Source organism: Streptomyces sp. NPDC056835 (genome assembly GCF_042789485.1).
Taxonomy (GTDB): domain Bacteria; phylum Actinomycetota; class Actinomycetes; order Streptomycetales; family Streptomycetaceae; genus Streptomyces.
Map to the genome: position 1 here is coordinate 27,889 of NZ_JBHUBB010000050.1, position 16,392 is coordinate 44,280.

The window sequence follows — 16,392 nt, forward strand, 5'->3', positions numbered from 1 at the left end:
CCCCTGCGTGTTAATGGTGGGGGGTGCTGTTTTTTTTTTATCTGCCCCGGTTGGGGCTACCCCCTTGTTGGGGGTTCGGCGGGGGGCGGGCCCCCGGGCTCACGACGAGCCGGGCGCCCCTTCTCACGTCGCTCTCGCCTCGCTCTCGCCTCGCTCTCGCGTCGTTCTCACCAGGGCTACTTCTTCTTGCCGGTGAACTCCTCGTACGCCGCGACGACCTCCCGCGCCGGGCCGTCCATCCGCAGTGTCCCCGACTCCAGCCAGAGCGCCCGGTCACAGGTGTCGAGGATGGACTTGTTGCTGTGGCTGACCAGGAAGACCGTGCCGGCCTCCGCGCGCAGCTCGGTGATGCGCTCCTGGCTGCGGCGCTGGAATCGGGCGTCGCCGGTGGACAGAGCCTCGTCGATCAGCAGCACGTCATGGCTCTTGGCGGCGGCGATCGAGAAGCGCAGCCGGGCGCCCATGCCCGAGGAGTACGTCCGCATCGGCAGCGAGATGAAGTCGCCCTTCTCGTTGATCCCGGAGAACTCCACGATGTCGTCGTAGCGGCCGCGGACCTGCTCCCGTGACATGCCCATCGCCAGCCCGCCGAGGATGACGTTCCGCTCGCCGGTCAGATCGCTCATCAGGGCCGCGTTGACGCCGAGGAGCGAGGGCTGCCCCCGGGTGAAGACCTTGCCCCGCGACGGCGGCAGCAGCCCCGCGATCGCCTTCAGCAGGGTCGACTTGCCGGATCCGTTGGAGCCGATCAGACCGATGGCCTCGCCCTTGTACGCGGCGAAGCTGACGCCCTTGACGGCGTGCACCTCGCGCGCGCCGGGCGCCGACCGGCGCGAGACGATCCGGCTCAGCGCCGAGGTGGCGCTGCCCCGGCCGCCCCGGGTGCCGTGCACCGTATAGGTGAGGTGGACGCCGTCGACGACGACGGTGGGGACGCGTTCCGGCGGGGTGAGCCGCCCGGCGGTGTCCGTAGCCTTCCTCTTCTCAGCCACGTCCGTACTCCTCCTCGGCCTTCCAGAAGAACAGGAATCCGCCGACGCCCGCGAGCAGGGCCCAGCCGATGGCGACGGCCCAGATGTGCGGGGGCAGTTGACCGGCGGTGAAGCTGTCGATGAGCGCGAAGCGCATCAGATCGATATAGACGGCGGCCGGGTTGCACTCCAGGATCACCGTCACCGCGTGCGGCAGCCGGTCGCCGCTCGTGACCTTGTCGACGCTCCACATCACGCCCGACACATACATCCAGGTGCGCAGCAGGAACGGCATCAGCTGCGAGATGTCCGGCGTCCTGGCCGCGAGCCTGGCCACGGCCATCGAGACCCCGGTGTTGAAGAGCGACTGGAGCAGCAGCGCCGGTATCGCGAGCAGCCAGCCGACCGCGGGGTACTGGCCGAAGCAGGCCAGGATCACCACCAGCGCGCCCATGGAGAACAGCAGTTGCTGGAGCTGCTGGAGCGCGAGCCCGATCGGCAGGGCGGCGCGCGGGAAGTGCAGGGCCCGTACGAGACCGAGGTTGCCGGAGATCGCACGGGTGCCCGCCATGATCGAGTTCGAGGTGAAGGTCCAGATGAAGACGCCCGTGACCAGGAACGGGACGAAGTCCGGTACGCCGTGCTTGGTGTTCAGCAGCACACCGAAGATGAAGTAGTAGACCGTCGCGTTCAGCAGCGGGGTCATGATCTGCCAGATCTGCCCGAGCTTCGCCTGGCTGTACTGGGCGGTCAGCCGCGCGGTGGCGAAGGCGCCGATGAAATGCCGGCGCGACCACAGGGCGCGGAGATAGTCGGGCAGGGCGGGGCGGGCGCCGCTCACGGTCAGGCCGTGGCGGCGGGCGAGGGCGCTGAGATCAGGCCCGGTCCCGATACCGATACCGGTCCCGATACCGGTCCCGATACCGGTCCCGGTGTCGGTATCGGTCCCGGTGTCGGGCTCCGGGACCGGTGAGGCCGGTACGGCCGGTGCGATCGTCTGGCTCACGGAGGGTCGCTTTCGACGGTGTTCTGGGGGCGGTCCCAACGACGGGACGGTTACGTATCGTCGTAACGCCAAAGGTAGGACGGAGTACGTCGCAACGCAACCGTGTCGTCGTCACGTCGATCGGCGCTATGCTCGTACGCGATGACTACCGACCCCCGCGCCACGGACCCCCGGATCAAGGCTCCGAGCACCGCACGCCGCGTCCCGGCGGGAGCGGCCGTGCTCCGGGAGGACGTGACCGACGCCATCCGTGCCGCCGTCTTCGAGGAACTGGCCGCCGTGGGCTTCGCCCGGATGTCCATCGAGGGCATCGCGCGCCGGGCCGGGGTCGGCAAGACCGCCGTCTACCGCCGCTGGAAGTCCAAGCTGGAGCTCGTCCTCGATCTGGTCTCCGCCTTCGCGGCGCAGGGGCTGCCCGCCCCCGGGACCGGTTCGCTCTACGGCGATGTACGCGCCCTGCTCGAAGTGGCCTCCCACGCCCTGCGCCACCCGGTGGCCTCGCAGGTCATCCCGGATCTCCTGGTGGAGGCGGCCCGCCACCCCGAGATCTCCGACGCGATCAAGACGGCGCTGCTCGACGGACAGCGGGGCATCGCGGCGGTGATCGTCCGCGCGGCGGTCGGACGCGGTGAGCTTCCCGAGGGCGCGGACGCCGACCGGGCGCTCGATCTGATCGTCGGACCGCTCTACTGGAGGCTCGTGGTGGTCAGAAGCGAACTGCCCCCCGGCTATCTGGATGATCTGGCGGCCTCGGCGGTCGCGGCGCTCGGCCACCGGGCCTGACCGGCGCGCGCCCCCTGACCGGCGCCCCCCGCCCGGCGCGCGCCCCCTACCCGGGCGGAACGGGTCCCGGCGAGTCCGCCGCCTCGCCGGGGGAGCCGAGGAACACATGGCGTACGACCCGCTCCGCCGCCCGCCCGTCGTCGTACGGACAGAAGCGCCCGCGGAACGCCGTACGCAGCTCGCTGGAGCGTGAGCCGCGCCAGTGGCCCGTGGTGAAGATGTCGATCAGCTCGTCCTCGGTGCGCGCGACCGGGCCCGGCGGGAACCCCCGTAGATCGAAGTACGTACCCCTGGCCGCCTCGTAGGCCTCGCGGTCGGCGTCGTGGATGACGATCGGCCGGTCGAGAGCCGCGTAGTCGAACATCAGCGACGAGTAGTCCGTGAGGAGCGCGTCGGAGGCGAGACAGAGCCGCTCGACCGAGGGGTGGCCGGAGACGTCGAGGATCCGCGGGTGCGGCGTGTACGGGAGCGGCGCGCCGTACGCGGGGTGCGCGCGGGCCAGCAGGACGAAGCGCGGGCCCAGCGACCGTGCCACCCGCTCCGGATCGAGCAGTTCGCACTGGCCCCGGCGGTAGTCGCGGTAGGTCGGCGCGTACAGGACGGCGATGGCGCCCGCCGGGATGCCCAGCGACGCGCGCAGCCTGGCGATATCGGCGGCCGTGGCGCGCCGGAAGACATCGGTGCGCGGATGGCCGTACTCCAGCGTCGTACCTGACAGCAGGAAGGCCCGCTCCCGGACGAGCGTGGAGTGGCGGTTGGCCGAGAGGGAGTAGTCCCAGCGGCCCGCGTCGGCCAGCGGCCGGGCGAGGTCCGTGGCGCGCGCGGCGGCCGGGCGGTCCAGCAGATCGAGGCCCACCGACTTGAGCGGTGTCCCGTCGTGCGTCTGGAGCAGGATCTGCCGCTTCCGCTTCACCAGCCGGTGGTCGAAGCCCGTGTCGCTGACGAGATACGCGGAGCGGGCCAGCGCCGTCCAGTACGCGAAGGTCCCGGGGCGCAGTCCGCGGGTGCCGGTCGGGACGGTGTGCCGGCAGGCGGCCTCGCTGATCCAGAACGTACGGATGTGCGGGGCGAGTTCGCGCACCTTCTCCTCGATGGCGGCCGGATTGCCGGAGTAGCCGCCGTGGCCGTACGCCGTGAAGACCGCGCGGTCGGCGCGGAGCGGAAGCCGCCGCTGGACGGCGTAGTGGAGCCGCCGCGTGCCCGCTCGTACGGTCCTCAGCAGCCCGGTGGCGACGCGGCCGAGACGTTTCCGCAGCCACCGGGCGGCCCGCAGCGCGCGGTACGTACGGTGCGCGCCGAGCCGCAGCAGTGTGTGCCGGGGCCGTGTGCGCCCCTCCGTGCCCGGGACGCGATAGCGGCGGTGGTGGGCGCGGGCGCGGCGGAAGAACGCGGCGCGGGCCCGGCGCGGCAGCACGCCGTCCGTGGCGGCGAGCGCCGCGAGCTCGTCGAGCATGCGCCGGTGGAGCACCGGACGCCGGCGGGCCGCCTCCGCCGCGTCGGCCCGCTCGTCAACAAAGGCGAAGACCCGGTCGTACGCGCCGAAGACCTCACCGGTGTTCATGGACACGGCCGGCCCGTCCTGGCCGCCGCGTCCGGGGCGGCCCCCTGCCGCCGCGCGTGGCGCGCGCAGACCCGGTTCAGCGTGGTCACCGACTCGGCCGCGATCAGGACCGGACAGATCCAGGCGGTGTCGGCGTGGTCCCCGGCCAGGAAGGCGAAGCCCTCCCGGACAAGGAACTCCCGGCGGTACGCCTTTCCCGAGGCCGTCGCCGGATAGCCGAGCAGATCGGGCCGGTCGGCCGGCGCGACGGCCCCCCGGTCGTCCTCGGCGTGGCCGGGGACCAGGACATCCGGATCGCCCGTCTCCTTGAGCCGGTCCGCGATCGCCCGGAGCGCGCCGGGCATCAGCGTGGCGCCGCCCTCCAGGAAGATCGCGTAGTCGCCGGTGGCGCGGGCGAGACCGGCGTCGCGTGCCGGGCCGGCGCCGCCGTGCGCGGGCAGCCGCAGCGCGGTGACCCGGCGGTCACGGGCGGCGAACTCGTCGATGAGCGCGCCGCAGGCGTCCGGCGAACCGTCGTCCACCGCGATCAGTTCGAAATCCTCGAAGGTCTGGTCCAGTACCGATTCCAGGCAGCCGGTGAGATACGCCTGGACCTGATACGCGGGGACGATGACGCTGAACCGGGTCATGGCCCGGGAACGTCCGGCGGGGTGAACTGGTTACGCCGCGGCCGGCCCACGGGGGACGCGCGGAACAGATGTCCGGCCGGACAGCGCGGCGGGGGAGGACCGGCCGTCCCGCGGCCCGTCCTCCCCCGCCAACATCGTTTCCCATGAGGCCACTTGGGCGCTACTTGACGGCTCCGGCCATCACGCCCGTCACGAACTGCCGCTGGAACGCGAAGAACACGGCCAGCGGAATGATCATCGACACGAAGGCGCCGGGCGCCAGGACGTCGATGTTGTTGCCGAACTGCCGTACCTGCTGCTGGAGCGCGACGGTGATCGGCGGATTCTTCGAGTCCGCGAAGATCAGCGCGACCAGCATGTCGTTCCAGACCCAGAGGAACTGGAAGATACCGAGCGAGGCGATCGCCGGACCGCCCAGCGGCATCACCACCCGTACGAACAGCCGTATTTCGCCCGCCCCGTCGAGCCGCGCGGCCTCCAGCAGTTCCCTCGGGATCTCCGCGAAGAAGTTCCGCAGCAGGAAGATCGCGAACGGCAGGCCGAAGGCGACATGGAAGAGCACCACGCCGAACGTCGTCTCGAAGATGCCGACCGCGCCGAACAGCTTCGACACCGGGACCAGCGCGACCTGCACCGGGACCACCAGCAGCCCGACGACCACCAGGAACCACCAGTCCCGGCCCGGGAAGTCCATCCACGCGAAGGCGTATCCGGCGAGCGAGCCGATCACCACGACCAGGACCGTCGCCGGGACGGTGATCAGGATCGTGGAGAGCAGCGAGTTGGTGATGATGTCGTTGTCGAAGAGCCGCGAGTAGTTCTCGGTGGTGAGCTGCGCGGGCGCGGTGAAGACCTGCCACCAGCCGCTCGCGCTGATGTCCGTGGCGTCGCGCAGCGAGGAGATCAGCAGACCGATCGTGGGCATCAGCCAGAACAGGCCCGCCAGGATCAGGAAGACCCGCATCGCCCCGCCGCCCGCGCGGGCCGCGATCCTGCTCGCGAGGGACTGCTTCGCCTTGACCTTGATCGCACCGTCGTTCGTGGTCATCGGCGAGTCTCCCTTCGCATGCGTCGAATGTTGAACAGCATCACCGGGATCACCAGCAGGAGCAGCAGTACGGCGATGGCGCTGCCCACGCCGAGATCCGCGTCCGTACCGAACGACGAGCGGTACAGCTGGAGCGCCAGCACGTTCGCGTCGTCCTGGGACGAGCCCGGCGCGATGATGAAGACCAGGTCGAAGATCTTCAGTACGTTGATCATCAGCGTGACCAGGACGACCGCGAGCACCGGCGCCAGCAGCGGCACCGTGATCCGGCGGAAGACCTGCCACTCGGTGGCACCGTCCACCCGCGCGGCCTCCATGAGTTCACGGGGCACACTCGCGAGCCCCGCCGCGATCAGCACCATCGCGAACCCGGCCCACATCCAGATGTAGCTGCCGATGATGGCGGGCGTGACCAGGGAGGGCCCGAGCCAGTCCACACCGTTGTACGGCTCCCTGAAGTTGGCCGCGGGCAGTCTCAGCTGCGCGCCGTCGGCCGCTTCCGGCAGGCTGAACGTACCGTCGGCGCCCGCGGTCGTGGAGGCGACGACCTTGCCGTCCTTGACCGCCTCCACCTTGATGCCCTTGAGGCCCAGTTCCTTGGCGTCGATGACATTCGGCTTGCCGCCGCCGCCCTTGGTGAAGTCCAGCCAGGCGGTGCCGGTGACCCGGCCGTCCTCCGTTCGCGCGGCCTTGGCCGGCGCCGCGTCGGACGGCATCTTCGCGGGCGCCACCCCCACCAGCGGGAGCAGGACCTCCGTCCCGGCGCGCGCGGGCTCCTTGGTGACGAACGCGCCGCCGCCCGCCGGTTTCAGCGGATGCACCGGCAGCGGACGCGCTCTGGGGAAGCCCGCCGACTCGCTGAACGTGTCGTGCACACCCACCGCGACCGCGTTGGCGATGCCGCGCTCCGGGTCCTGTTCGTACACGAGCCGGAAGATGATGCCCGAGGCGAGCATCGAGATCGCCATCGGCATGAAGATGACGAGCTTGAAGGCCGTGCTCCAGCGCACCCGTTCGGTGAGTACGGCGAAGATCAGCCCGAGCGCCGTGGCGATGGTGGGCGCCACCACCACCCAGATCGCGTTGTTCTTGACCGCGGTCAGGATGGTGTCGTCGGTGAAGAGCTCCACATAGTTGTCGAACCCGGCGAAGCTGTCGCCGGACTTGTCGAAGAACGACCGGTAGACCGAGAACCCGATGGGGTAGACCACGAGCGCGCCGAGCAGCACCAGCGCGGGCAGCAGGAAACCGGCCGCGACGAGTTTGCGCGTGCCTGTCACGCTCTTGCGTTTGCCCTTGACGGGGGGCGCCGCCGCGGCGCCCCCCGTGACCGCCGACTTCACCGCGTCAGCTCGTGTACGCCTTGGCCGCGGCCGTCTCCAGCTGCTGCTGGATCGCCGCGACGTTCTTCGGGCTCTTCAGGAAGTCCTGGAGCGCCTTCCACTCGCCCGCGCCCGGGGTACCGCCGAACGACTGCGGCATCTGGTCCGACATGTCGAAGCGGAAGTTGTCGCCCGCGGCGATCAGCGCCTTGGCGATGTCGCGCTGGACGTCGTTCGGGTACGCGGCGGCGTCCAGGGACTTGTTCGGCGAGACGAAACCGCCCGCCTCCGCCCAGATCTTCGCGGCGTCCGTGGACGCCAGGAAGGTCAGCAGCGCCTGCGCGCCCTTGGTGTCCTTGAGTGCCACGGCCGCGTCACCGCCGGTCACGACCGGGGCGTCGGGGCCCACCGCCGGGAACGGGAAGACCTTCGCGTCCGTACCGATCTTCGCCTCGGTCTGGCCGATGTTGACGCCGACGAAGTCACCCTCGAAGACCATCGCGCCCTTGGGCTGGTCGCCGCCGGTGAAGGTCTGGGTGACGGACGCGGGGAACTCCGTCTGGAGCGCGCCGTCCGTACCGCCCGCGAGCAGGTTCGGCTTGCCGAAGAGCTGGCCGAGCGTGGTGAGCGCGTCCTTCACGGAACCGTCGGTCCACTTGATCTCGTGCTTGGCGAGCTGGTCGTACTTCTCCGGGCCCGCCTGGGAGAGATAGATGTTCTCGAACCAGTCGGTGAGCGTCCAGCCGTCCGCGCCCGCGACCGAGACCGGGGTGACACCCGAGGCCGAGATCGTCTCGGCCGTCTTCAGGAGGTCCTGCCAGGTCTTGGGGACCGCGGCGCCCGCGTTCTCGAACGCGGCGTTGTTGTACCAGACCAGCGACTTGTTGGCGGCCTTGAAGTACACGCCGTACTGCGTGCCGTCCACCGCGCCGAGGTCCTGCCAGCCCTTGCTGTAGTTCTTCGCGAGCTGGGCCTTGGCCTCCGCGCCCGCGGGCTTGGCCCACTTCTTCTCCACGGCCTGCTGGATGGCGCCGACCTGCGGCAGCATCGCGACATCCGGCGGGCTGCCACCGGCTATCTTCGTCCCGAGGAAGTTGACGATCGGGTCCTGGGCGGGGACGAACGTGACCGTCGCGCCGGTGCGCTTCTCGAACTCGCTGAGGACCTTGGTGAAGTTCTCCTGCTCGGGGCCGGTCCAGACGGCCGCGACCTGGATCTTCTCGCCGTCCAGCTTGGGCAGTTGGACCGTGGCCGCGGGCGCCTTGCTCGCGCTGTCGCCCGAATCCTTGTCGTCGTTCGAACCGCCACCGCAGCCGCTGAGGGCCACGGCGCCGACGGCGACGATCGCCACGGCTGCCCGGCGCGTGCCGAGCCCGTTCCTGCCGGTCCCAAGAGCCTTACGTGCTCTACGAGTTGTGCGCATCACTGCCCCGTCTCTTCTCCCGTGTGCGTACGGATCTACGCAAGCGGGACCGGCGACGCGGCCGTGACGTGGCAACGCTGCACTCGTCCCGTGCGGACAGTCCTACGCCGCGTGACCGGGTGCCGCAATAGCGATCCTGGTGTAGGGCCGGTGATCGTGATGGGCTCGTGACGTGCCACGACGGACGTATGCCCTGTCCGGGGACCTTCAGGGGTGAGCCGGGGTCAGTGGTGCGACAGGTACGGCATTGACGGATCGGGCGGCCCGTTCGAGAGCGCTCGCGAGCAGCGCCAGATCCGTCGGGCCGTTGCCCAGCTCCCTCACCGGCCGGCGGGCCGGCGGATCGCCCATCCGCTCCCACTCCAGGGGCACGACCGTGGGCCGCAGCGTCGCCGTACGCGGGATACGGCCGGTGACCCGGCCGCCCTGGAACGGCGTGACCCTGCCGTCCGGATGGCCGAGCCGGCCACGGCCGGGCGCCGGATCGTCCGGGGAGGGCGCGACGGGCGGCGCGTCCAGCACGACCCGCAGCCGTGCGCCCTGGGCCAGCTCCGTGTCGACCGTACGGTCGGGGCGGGCCGAGGTGGCCACCAGATGGACGCCGAGCCGCTCGCCCTCCCTGGCCACGGCCTCCAGGGCCCGTACGACCGAACCGGCCGCGGGCCGCCCGGGACTGCCGAGCGCGGGCGCGACCAGGGCGTCGAAGTCGTCGACCAGCACGACGAGCCGGGGGAGGGGCGCGGGGTCCTGGGGGCGCTGCCGGGTCTGAGGCTGTTCCGTACGGGCCGAGGTGGTCCTGAGCCGGAGCGTGCCGCTCGCGTGCGTGTCCAGATCGCCGCGGTACGGGTGCTGATCAGTCGCGCGCGGATCACTTCCGCGGTGATCACCGCCGCGCGGTTCTGTTCCGCGCGGTTCTGTTCCGCGCTGGTCGGGGCGTGACTCGCCGCGTCTGCCCGCCCGTTGCTCGGCGGCGCTCGGCGAGCGCTGGCCGACTATCCGCTCCGCCACCTCGTGCCGGCTGTGCCACTCCGTGAAGTCCAGCCGCCCCAGCAGCTCGGACCGCCGCTTCAGCTCGGCCCCCAGCGCCTGGGCGAACTCCCGCATTCTGACCGGGTCGGAGGCGATCAAATGCTCGGTCACATGCGGCAGTTCCGTACAGACGGACAGCCCCTCGCCGCGCTCGCCCCCGGCGCCGTCGACCAGCAGCAGCCCCAGCCGGTCGGGCCGGCCCGCGGCGGCCAGCGAGGCGGCGACGGAGCGCAGCAGCTCCGTACGGCCGCTCCCGGCCGGCCCCTCGATCAGCAGATGCGGGCCCTCCTCGGTCAGATCGACGCTCACCGGGCCGCGCGGTCCGGCGCCGAGGACCGCCGCGCAGTCGCCGGTGCGGTCGGCGGCGGACGCCCAACGGGCCATCAGGGACGCGGGGGTGGCCCGCGCCAGCCCCAGCTCGTCGAGCAGCCTGGCGGAGCGCGGGAGCGCCGCCGCGGGCCGTCCGCGACCGCTTCCCGCCGACGCGCGCAGCGGCGCGAGCGCCCGTCCGAAACGGTCCGCCCAGGCCGCCGAGACCGCGTCCACGACGGCGACCGTGCCATGCCCGGCGGGCTGTCCCACGGCCGTACGCAGCAGCCGCAGCGCGGTCGCCACATCACCGCTCAGCAGGGCGACGGCCCCGCACTCGCGGAAGGGGAGCGAGGCCGCGCACGCCATCTCATAGGTCGCGGCGATCGGGGAGAGGGGCGAGGCGGCGTCCGTCTCGGCGAGACAGATGAGATGGACACCCGCGGCGGCGCCCGCGCCGGCCAGCTGCGCCGTCGACTCGCGCAGCGCGGCGGTCCCGGGGTCGCCGTCCACGATCACGACCGTGTACGGGCCGTCGTGGCGGGCGGCGGCCTCCGTGATGGTCCACGGGTCGGCCGAGGCCCAGCCGGGCCCCATGGGGCTGTCGTCGAGCCGCCGGGTCAGCTCGGCGGTCCTGGCCGTCGCCTGCTCGCGGTCGTACGCGAGCAGCAGCCGGCAGTCCTGGCCATGGGCGGGCCGTACATGCGGCAGCCAGCCGAGCCAGCCCCAGTCCCGCCGGCGCTCCTCCAGGCTTCTCGTACGGTCCGTGCTGATCAGCACGATCTCCAGATCGGCGGGTGAGTGCAGCGCGGCGAGCTGGGCCACGACAGCCCTGGCCAGCCCCGCCAGCCGCTCCCTGGGACCGGCCAGACCCAGCGACCCGGCCTCGCGCAGGCCGACGGTGACCGGTACGGAGGGCAGCGGTCCGCCGCCCTCCGAGGCGGCCCGGTCGGCCGTGCCGAGCCGTACGGCGAGCGCCTCGGGATGACGGCTGTCCCGCTCCCACAGCCGGGGGCCGGGACCGAGCGCCGTCAGCAGGATCGCGGCCGGATCGGGCCAGGTCTCCGCGCGCGGGGCGCGCGCGGGCGTCCCGGCGGCGGGCAGCGGGCCGGGGCCGGACTCCGGCAGCTCCTCGCCCCGGCTGCCGGTGAGCCGCCGGGCCCAGGCGCCTATGCCGCCACGCCGTCTGGCCGCTGCGTCGGGTGCTTCCGTCCCGCGCGTGGGCGTGGCCTGCCGCCGCGAACCGGAGGTCCTGCTGTGCGACTGCGGGCCGTCGTCGGCCCCGCGCGCGTCCGAGCCTCCCGGGCCCCCGACCGCGCCCGTCCCGTACGCCGGGTCCGGCGCCGTCGCCCTGCTGTGCGTCCCGTCCGGGGAGCCGGCCGTCGGGCGGCTGCCGTAGTGCGTATCGACGCCGCGGGCGTCGGGCATGCGCGGGGCGCCCGGCGGATTGCCGTACTGCGGCCCCAGCACCCGGCTCGACGCGCCGGAGGGTACGGAGCCGCCGTACGCGCGGGGCGTGTAGCCCTCGCCATGGCTCCGGGTCTCCTCGCCCGGTCCGTCCCCCGGGGCACGGGCGCCGGGTACGGCCGGGCCGTGGGCCGGGGCGGGCTCGTGCCGCGCGCCGCCGTACTGCGGACCCGGCGAGGCGCCCGAGGGGCCGTACGCGGAACCGTCCGTGGCGTAACCGCCGGTGCCGTACGCGCCCGTCTCCGGACCGGGGCCGCTGGCAGGACCGGGGCCGGTGGCCGCTTCCGTCGCGCTTCCGTCGCCGCGGGCCGGGCCGCGGTCTCCCGAGGGGCTGTACGCGCCACCGCCCGGGCCGCTCTCCGTGCCGTACGGGAGCGGGCCCCGGCCGTCCGCGTCCGGCCTCGCGATCCGCAGATGGCCCTCGCCGTCCGGCGCCGTCGGCAGCGCGGGCGACCGGCCCCCGACCGTGAGCCGGAGGGCCGACTCACCGAGCCGCAGCAGCGCGCCGGGCGGCAGCGGGACCGGTCGGTTGCCCACCGCGACGCCCTCCAGCGTCGTCCCGTTCGTGGAACAGAGGTCCGCGACCGAGATCCGGCCGTCCTCGCCGACCGTCACCGCGCAGTGCAGCCGGGAGACGTCCGGGTCGTCCAGCGGCACATCGGCCTCGGCGGACCGGCCGATCCTGATCTGTCCGCCGTGCAGCAGATGCACCCCGCCCGCGTCGGGGCCCGCGACCACATGGAGCTGGGCCGGGACGTCGTCGGCGGGCACGTCGTCCTCCCCTGGGACCTGGAGGGAGAGCACCGCGCCGTCGATCAGCGGCGGCTCGCCGAGGGTGCGGCGCTGGGCGTCGAGCCGCTCGCGGCCCGCGTACAGGACGACGCTGCCGGAGGCGTCGGGGCCCGAGACGGCCGTGGCGAGCCCGGAGGCGACGGCGGCCAGCGCCGTCCCCGCCGGTGCGGTGACGAGCACGTCGCACACGCGCCCGGCGGCATGGCCGCTGCGCGGCGCGAGGACGGTCAGCCGGATCTGCATCGCCGTCAGCGGTCCCTTCTGCGCGGGGTGCCCGGCAGGGGAATACCCGCTGATCTCCCCCCACCGCGCACGGACGCGTCGTCCGGTACAGGTCGGCACGGGGCGGTGTGAATCCCCACTCCACACGTCACGTGCTGGGGGCATCCTCGCACCTGCCACTGACAACACGCCCGGGGACCGGCGACAAGTGATCTTGAATAGTCGGCTGTTGGCGCAAAAGTGCCTGATTGGGAGCGGCTTCGAGACGCCTTGGGACCGGGTGTGACGTCGTCCGACCCGCTCTCCGGCAACCATCCGTACGATGCGAGCGTCTTTCTTTCGAACCCGACCGGACTCGGCCGGACTCGGCCGGACTCGGCCGGACTCGGCCGGACTCGGCCGGACTCGGCCGGACCCGGTCGGACCCGGTCGGATCGGGTCGGGTCCGGGGCCGTGTCCGACCGGGATCGGAGCGGGACCGGAAGAGGACAGGCGGGTGACTTGCCTGGCCCGTCTACAGTGGGTCGGAGACCCGGCGGGGGCCGGGACGAGATGACCACGACCAGCAGGGAGCGCATGACGTGCGGCCGGTAGGCAGCAAGTACCTGCTTGAGGAGCCGCTGGGACGCGGCGCCACGGGCACCGTCTGGCGAGCCCGTCAGCGAGAGACCGCGGGAGCCGAGGCGGCCGTGGCCGGCCAGCCCGGCGAGACCGTCGCGATCAAGGTCCTCAAGGAAGAGCTGGCGAACGACGCGGATATCGTGATGCGCTTCCTGCGCGAGCGCTCCGTACTGCTCCGCCTCACCCACCCCAATATCGTGCGCACCCGCGACCTGGTGGTCGAGGGCGATCTCCTGGCGCTCGTCATGGATCTGGTCGAAGGCCCCGACCTGCACCGCTATCTGCGCGAGAACGGGCCGTTCAGTCCCGTCGCGGCGGCCCTGCTGACCGCCCAGATCGCGGACGCGCTCGCCGCCAGCCACGCCGACGGCGTCGTGCACCGCGACCTCAAGCCCGCCAACGTGCTGCTCAAGAACGACGGCGAGCGGCTGCACCCGATGCTCACCGACTTCGGTATCGCGCGCCTCGCGGACTCCCCGGGGCTGACCCGCACGCACGAGTTCGTCGGCACCCCCGCCTATGTCGCGCCGGAGTCCGCCGAGGGCCGTCCGCAGACCTCCGCCGTCGACATCTACGGCGCGGGCATCCTGCTGTACGAGCTGGTCACCGGGCGCCCGCCGTTCGCCGGCGCGACCGCGCTCGAAGTGCTCCACCGCCATCTCAGCGAGGAGCCCCGCCGGCCCACCACCGTGCCCGAGCCGCTGTGGACGGTCATAGAGCGCTGCCTGCGCAAGGACCCGGACCAGCGGCCGAGCGCCGAGAACCTGGCCCGCGGACTGCGGACCGTCGCCGCCGGTGTCGGCGTGCACTCCACGCCCGCCCAGGTCGACGCCGCGCTGGGCGTCGGCGCGCTCCTCGCGCCGGACCCGGCGCCCGCGCCGGTGCCCGAACTGCCGGGCGCGGCCGACCCGACACAGGTCCTGCCGAGCAACGCCGGCTCGTACGACCCGAGCGCGGCGACCAGCGTCATGCCCTCGTCCGGGCACGGCGGCGGCCCCGGCGGTCCTGGCTCCGGCGCCGCCGACCCGACCTCGGTCATGCCACCCGTACCGGCGGACCCCGACGGCCCGCACCCCTGGCAGGGCCAGATGCGGGCCGTCCGCGACCGCAACGAGCAGACGCAGGTCCAGTACCTCGACCCGAGCCAGGACCCGCTGCGCCGCCGCCCGCAACGGCAGCCCCAGCAGCCGCCCGCGCACCAGCCGCCCCAGCATCAGCAGCACCAGCAGCGGTACGCGCCGCCCCCGCAGCAGCACCAGCCGTACGCCCCGGCCCCGCGGCAGGGGTACGCGCCTCCGCAGCCGCCGCCCCAGCAGCCGCAGGGACCGGCCCCCCGCCAGCAGCGCGAGCCGCGCCCGCCCCGCCAGCGAAGCTCCAATCCGATGCGGATCCCGGGCCTGGGCTGCCTGAAGGGCTGTCTGTTCACGCTGGTCCTGCTCTTCGTCGCGGGCTGGCTCGTCTGGGAGTTGACGCCGCTTCAGGACTGGGTGGCCCAGGGCAAGGGCTACTGGACCGCGATCGGTGACGCGATCTCGACGGTGACGGACTGGATCTCGGAGCTGGGCGGCGCGACCTCGGGTCAGTGACCGCGACCTCGGGACAGTGACGGGGGACGAGCGACCCGGGGGTGAGGGATGAATCCCCCCGGATCGTGCTATTTCCCCTGCCGAAGCGGGTGACGGTGCCGACCGGGGCACGGAACCCGCCGATACCCGCGTACTTTGAGGGGCAACGCCAGCCGCTGAGGGAGCAGTCTTGGCACGGAATATCGGCAGCCGGTACACCGCCCACCAGATCCTGGGACGGGGCAGCGCCGGCACGGTGTGGCTCGGGGAAGGGCCCGAGGGCCCCGTCGCCATCAAACTGTTGCGCGAGGACCTCGCGTCCGACCAGGAGCTGGTCGGACGCTTCGTCCAGGAGCGCACCGCCCTGCTCGGACTCGATCACCCCCGGGTGGTCGCCGTCCGTGACCTCGTTGTGGACGGCAACGACCTCGCGCTCGTCATGGAGCTGGTCCGCGGTACGGATCTGCGCACCCGCCTCGACCGCGAGCGCCGGCTCGCCCCCGAGGCCGCGGTCGCGATCATCGCGGATGTCGCCGACGGGCTCGCCGCCGCGCACGCCGCCGGGGTCGTCCACCGCGACGTCAAGCCCGAGAACATCCTCCTCGACATGGAGGGCCCGCTCGGCCCCGGCGGCGCGCACCCCGCGCTGCTCACCGACTTCGGTGTGGCCAAGCTCATCGACACCCCGCGGCGCACCAAGGCGTCCAAGATCATCGGCACCCCCGACTACCTCGCCCCCGAGATCGTGGAGGGCCTGCCGCCGCGCGCGGCCGTCGACATCTACGCGCTGGCCACCGTCCTGTACGAGCTGCTGGCCGGCTTCACCCCGTTCGGCGGCGGCCACCCCGGGGCGGTGCTGCGCCGGCACGTCACCGAGACCGTCGTACCGCTGCCCGGTATCCCCGAGGAACTGTGGCAGCTGCTCGTCCAGTGCCTGGCGAAGGCCCCGGCCTCCCGGCTGCGCGCGTCGGAGCTGGCGGCACGGCTGCGGGAACAGCTGCCGACGCTCACGGGCATTCCGCCGCTGGACGTGGACGAGCCGGACACGGAGCCCACCGAGCGGGCCTACGAGGAGCCGGGGCCGTCGGCGCCCTCGGCGCCGGAGGAGCCGCGCCGCAGGGGGGCGGTTCCGCTTGTCCCCGGCGCGGTGCCCGACTCCAACCGGGACACGCATACGAGCATGCGGGTGCCCGGGCCGGACGAGCTGGCGGGCGGGGCGCGCGGTACGGCGCGGGCGCCGCGGTCCCCGGGGCAGCGGCGGCCGGGGTCGGCGCGGCACAAGGCGGAGGCGGTGCGGAAGCGTCGGATCAGGCTGGGGGCGGTGGGGGTGCTGCTGGTCGCCGCGGTGGGGGTGGGGGGCTGGCTCGCGCTGAGCGAGGACGGGGCGTCGGCGCCGCGGGACTCGGGACGGACGACGGCTCCGGCGCCGTAGCGGCTCCTGGCGGAGTGCGCCTTCCGGCGGGGGGTGCGCCTGCTGGCGGGGGGTGCGCCGTCCGGCGGGGGTGCGGGGTGCGCCTCCGACGGGGGTGCGGGTGCGGGTGCGCCGTTGTGGTGCGGGGGCCGGGGTCTGCGGAGGTGCGTGTCCGGACTGCTTTCCTCACCGCGCTTCGCGCGTGCTGCGACGCTTTACGTCCGGACACGCAC

11 protein-coding genes are annotated in these 16,392 nt (G+C 72.9%); 3 read left to right on the forward strand and 8 right to left on the reverse strand.

All coding sequences use genetic code 11. The features are described 5' to 3' along the window. Nucleotides 1-176: 176 nt before the first annotated feature. Both ACFRMN_RS35935 and ACFRMN_RS35940 read right to left on the reverse strand, forming a co-directional pair. Nucleotides 177-992, reverse strand: a complete 816-nt coding sequence (locus ACFRMN_RS35935) for an ABC transporter ATP-binding protein (RefSeq protein ID WP_383028058.1) — start codon at nt 990-992, stop codon at nt 177-179. Continuing rightward, entirely contained in the window at nt 985-1,893 is a 909-nt protein-coding gene (locus tag ACFRMN_RS35940) for an ABC transporter permease (RefSeq protein WP_383028082.1), read from the reverse strand. Before ACFRMN_RS35940 ends, ACFRMN_RS35935 begins: the two co-directional genes overlap by 8 nt. 225 nt (nt 1,894-2,118) lie before the next feature. On the opposite strand from ACFRMN_RS35940, the gene ACFRMN_RS35945 reads away from it, so the two are divergent. Beyond that, a complete protein-coding gene (locus ACFRMN_RS35945) occupies nt 2,119-2,760 on the forward strand; it encodes a TetR/AcrR family transcriptional regulator (RefSeq protein ID WP_383028061.1) in 642 nt (213 codons plus the stop codon). A gap of 46 nt (nt 2,761-2,806) precedes the next feature. Here ACFRMN_RS35945 and ACFRMN_RS35950 read toward each other — a convergent pair whose 3' ends face one another. The 6 genes from ACFRMN_RS35950 to ACFRMN_RS35975 all read right to left on the reverse strand — a co-directional run bounded on the left by ACFRMN_RS35950 (nt 2,807) and on the right by ACFRMN_RS35975 (nt 12,583). Further along, the gene (locus tag ACFRMN_RS35950) at nt 2,807-4,321 is read right to left on the reverse strand and encodes a CDP-glycerol glycerophosphotransferase family protein (protein ID WP_383028085.1); all 1,515 of its coding nucleotides are present in this window, start codon (nt 4,319-4,321) and stop codon (nt 2,807-2,809) included. Continuing rightward, a complete protein-coding gene (locus ACFRMN_RS35955) occupies nt 4,318-4,950 on the reverse strand; it encodes a glycosyltransferase family 2 protein (RefSeq protein WP_383028063.1) in 633 nt (210 codons plus the stop codon). The genes ACFRMN_RS35950 and ACFRMN_RS35955 overlap by 4 nt, the downstream gene beginning before the upstream one ends. A gap of 160 nt (nt 4,951-5,110) precedes the next feature. Next, a complete protein-coding gene (locus ACFRMN_RS35960) occupies nt 5,111-5,998 on the reverse strand; it encodes a carbohydrate ABC transporter permease (protein ID WP_383028066.1) in 888 nt (295 codons plus the stop codon). Further along, nucleotides 5,995-7,341, reverse strand: coding sequence for a carbohydrate ABC transporter permease (locus tag ACFRMN_RS35965; protein ID WP_383028069.1), 1,347 nt, complete (start codon nt 7,339-7,341; stop codon nt 5,995-5,997). The genes ACFRMN_RS35960 and ACFRMN_RS35965 overlap by 4 nt, the downstream gene beginning before the upstream one ends. Nucleotides 7,342-7,345: 4 nt before the next feature. Further along, the gene (locus ACFRMN_RS35970) at nt 7,346-8,743 is read right to left on the reverse strand and encodes an ABC transporter substrate-binding protein (protein WP_383028072.1); all 1,398 of its coding nucleotides are present in this window, start codon (nt 8,741-8,743) and stop codon (nt 7,346-7,348) included. Nucleotides 8,744-8,950: 207 nt separating this feature from the next. Beyond that, nucleotides 8,951-12,583 (reverse strand): FHA domain-containing protein, encoded by a 3,633-nt coding sequence (locus ACFRMN_RS35975; protein ID WP_383028075.1) that lies wholly within the window; start codon nt 12,581-12,583, stop codon nt 8,951-8,953. Between the two features lie 560 nt (nt 12,584-13,143). Here ACFRMN_RS35975 and ACFRMN_RS35980 point away from each other — a divergent pair. Both ACFRMN_RS35980 and ACFRMN_RS35985 read left to right on the forward strand, forming a co-directional pair. Then, nucleotides 13,144-14,769, forward strand: a complete 1,626-nt coding sequence (locus ACFRMN_RS35980) for a serine/threonine-protein kinase (protein WP_383028078.1) — start codon at nt 13,144-13,146, stop codon at nt 14,767-14,769. Nucleotides 14,770-14,938: 169 nt separating this feature from the next. Next, nucleotides 14,939-16,180 carry a serine/threonine-protein kinase gene (locus tag ACFRMN_RS35985; protein ID WP_383028080.1) on the forward strand — a complete coding sequence of 414 codons (1,242 nt, stop codon included), beginning with the start codon at nt 14,939-14,941 and terminating at the stop codon, nt 16,178-16,180. The last annotated feature ends 212 nt before the right edge of the window (nt 16,181-16,392 follow it).

What these genes read in the sequence shown, in the direction of transcription:
- ACFRMN_RS35945 (WP_383028061.1), top strand. Translation starts at nt 2,119, where the DNA reads ATGACTACCGACCCCCGCGCCACGGACCCCCGGATCAAGGCTCCGAGC.
- ACFRMN_RS35950 (WP_383028085.1), bottom strand. Translation starts at nt 4,321, where the DNA reads ATGAACACCGGTGAGGTCTTCGGCGCGTACGACCGGGTCTTCGCCTTT.
- ACFRMN_RS35955 (WP_383028063.1), bottom strand. Translation starts at nt 4,950, where the DNA reads ATGACCCGGTTCAGCGTCATCGTCCCCGCGTATCAGGTCCAGGCGTAT.
- ACFRMN_RS35960 (WP_383028066.1), bottom strand. Translation starts at nt 5,998, where the DNA reads ATGACCACGAACGACGGTGCGATCAAGGTCAAGGCGAAGCAGTCCCTC.
- ACFRMN_RS35970 (WP_383028072.1), bottom strand. Translation starts at nt 8,743, where the DNA reads ATGCGCACAACTCGTAGAGCACGTAAGGCTCTTGGGACCGGCAGGAAC.
- ACFRMN_RS35975 (WP_383028075.1), bottom strand. Translation starts at nt 12,583, where the DNA reads ATGCAGATCCGGCTGACCGTCCTCGCGCCGCGCAGCGGCCATGCCGCC.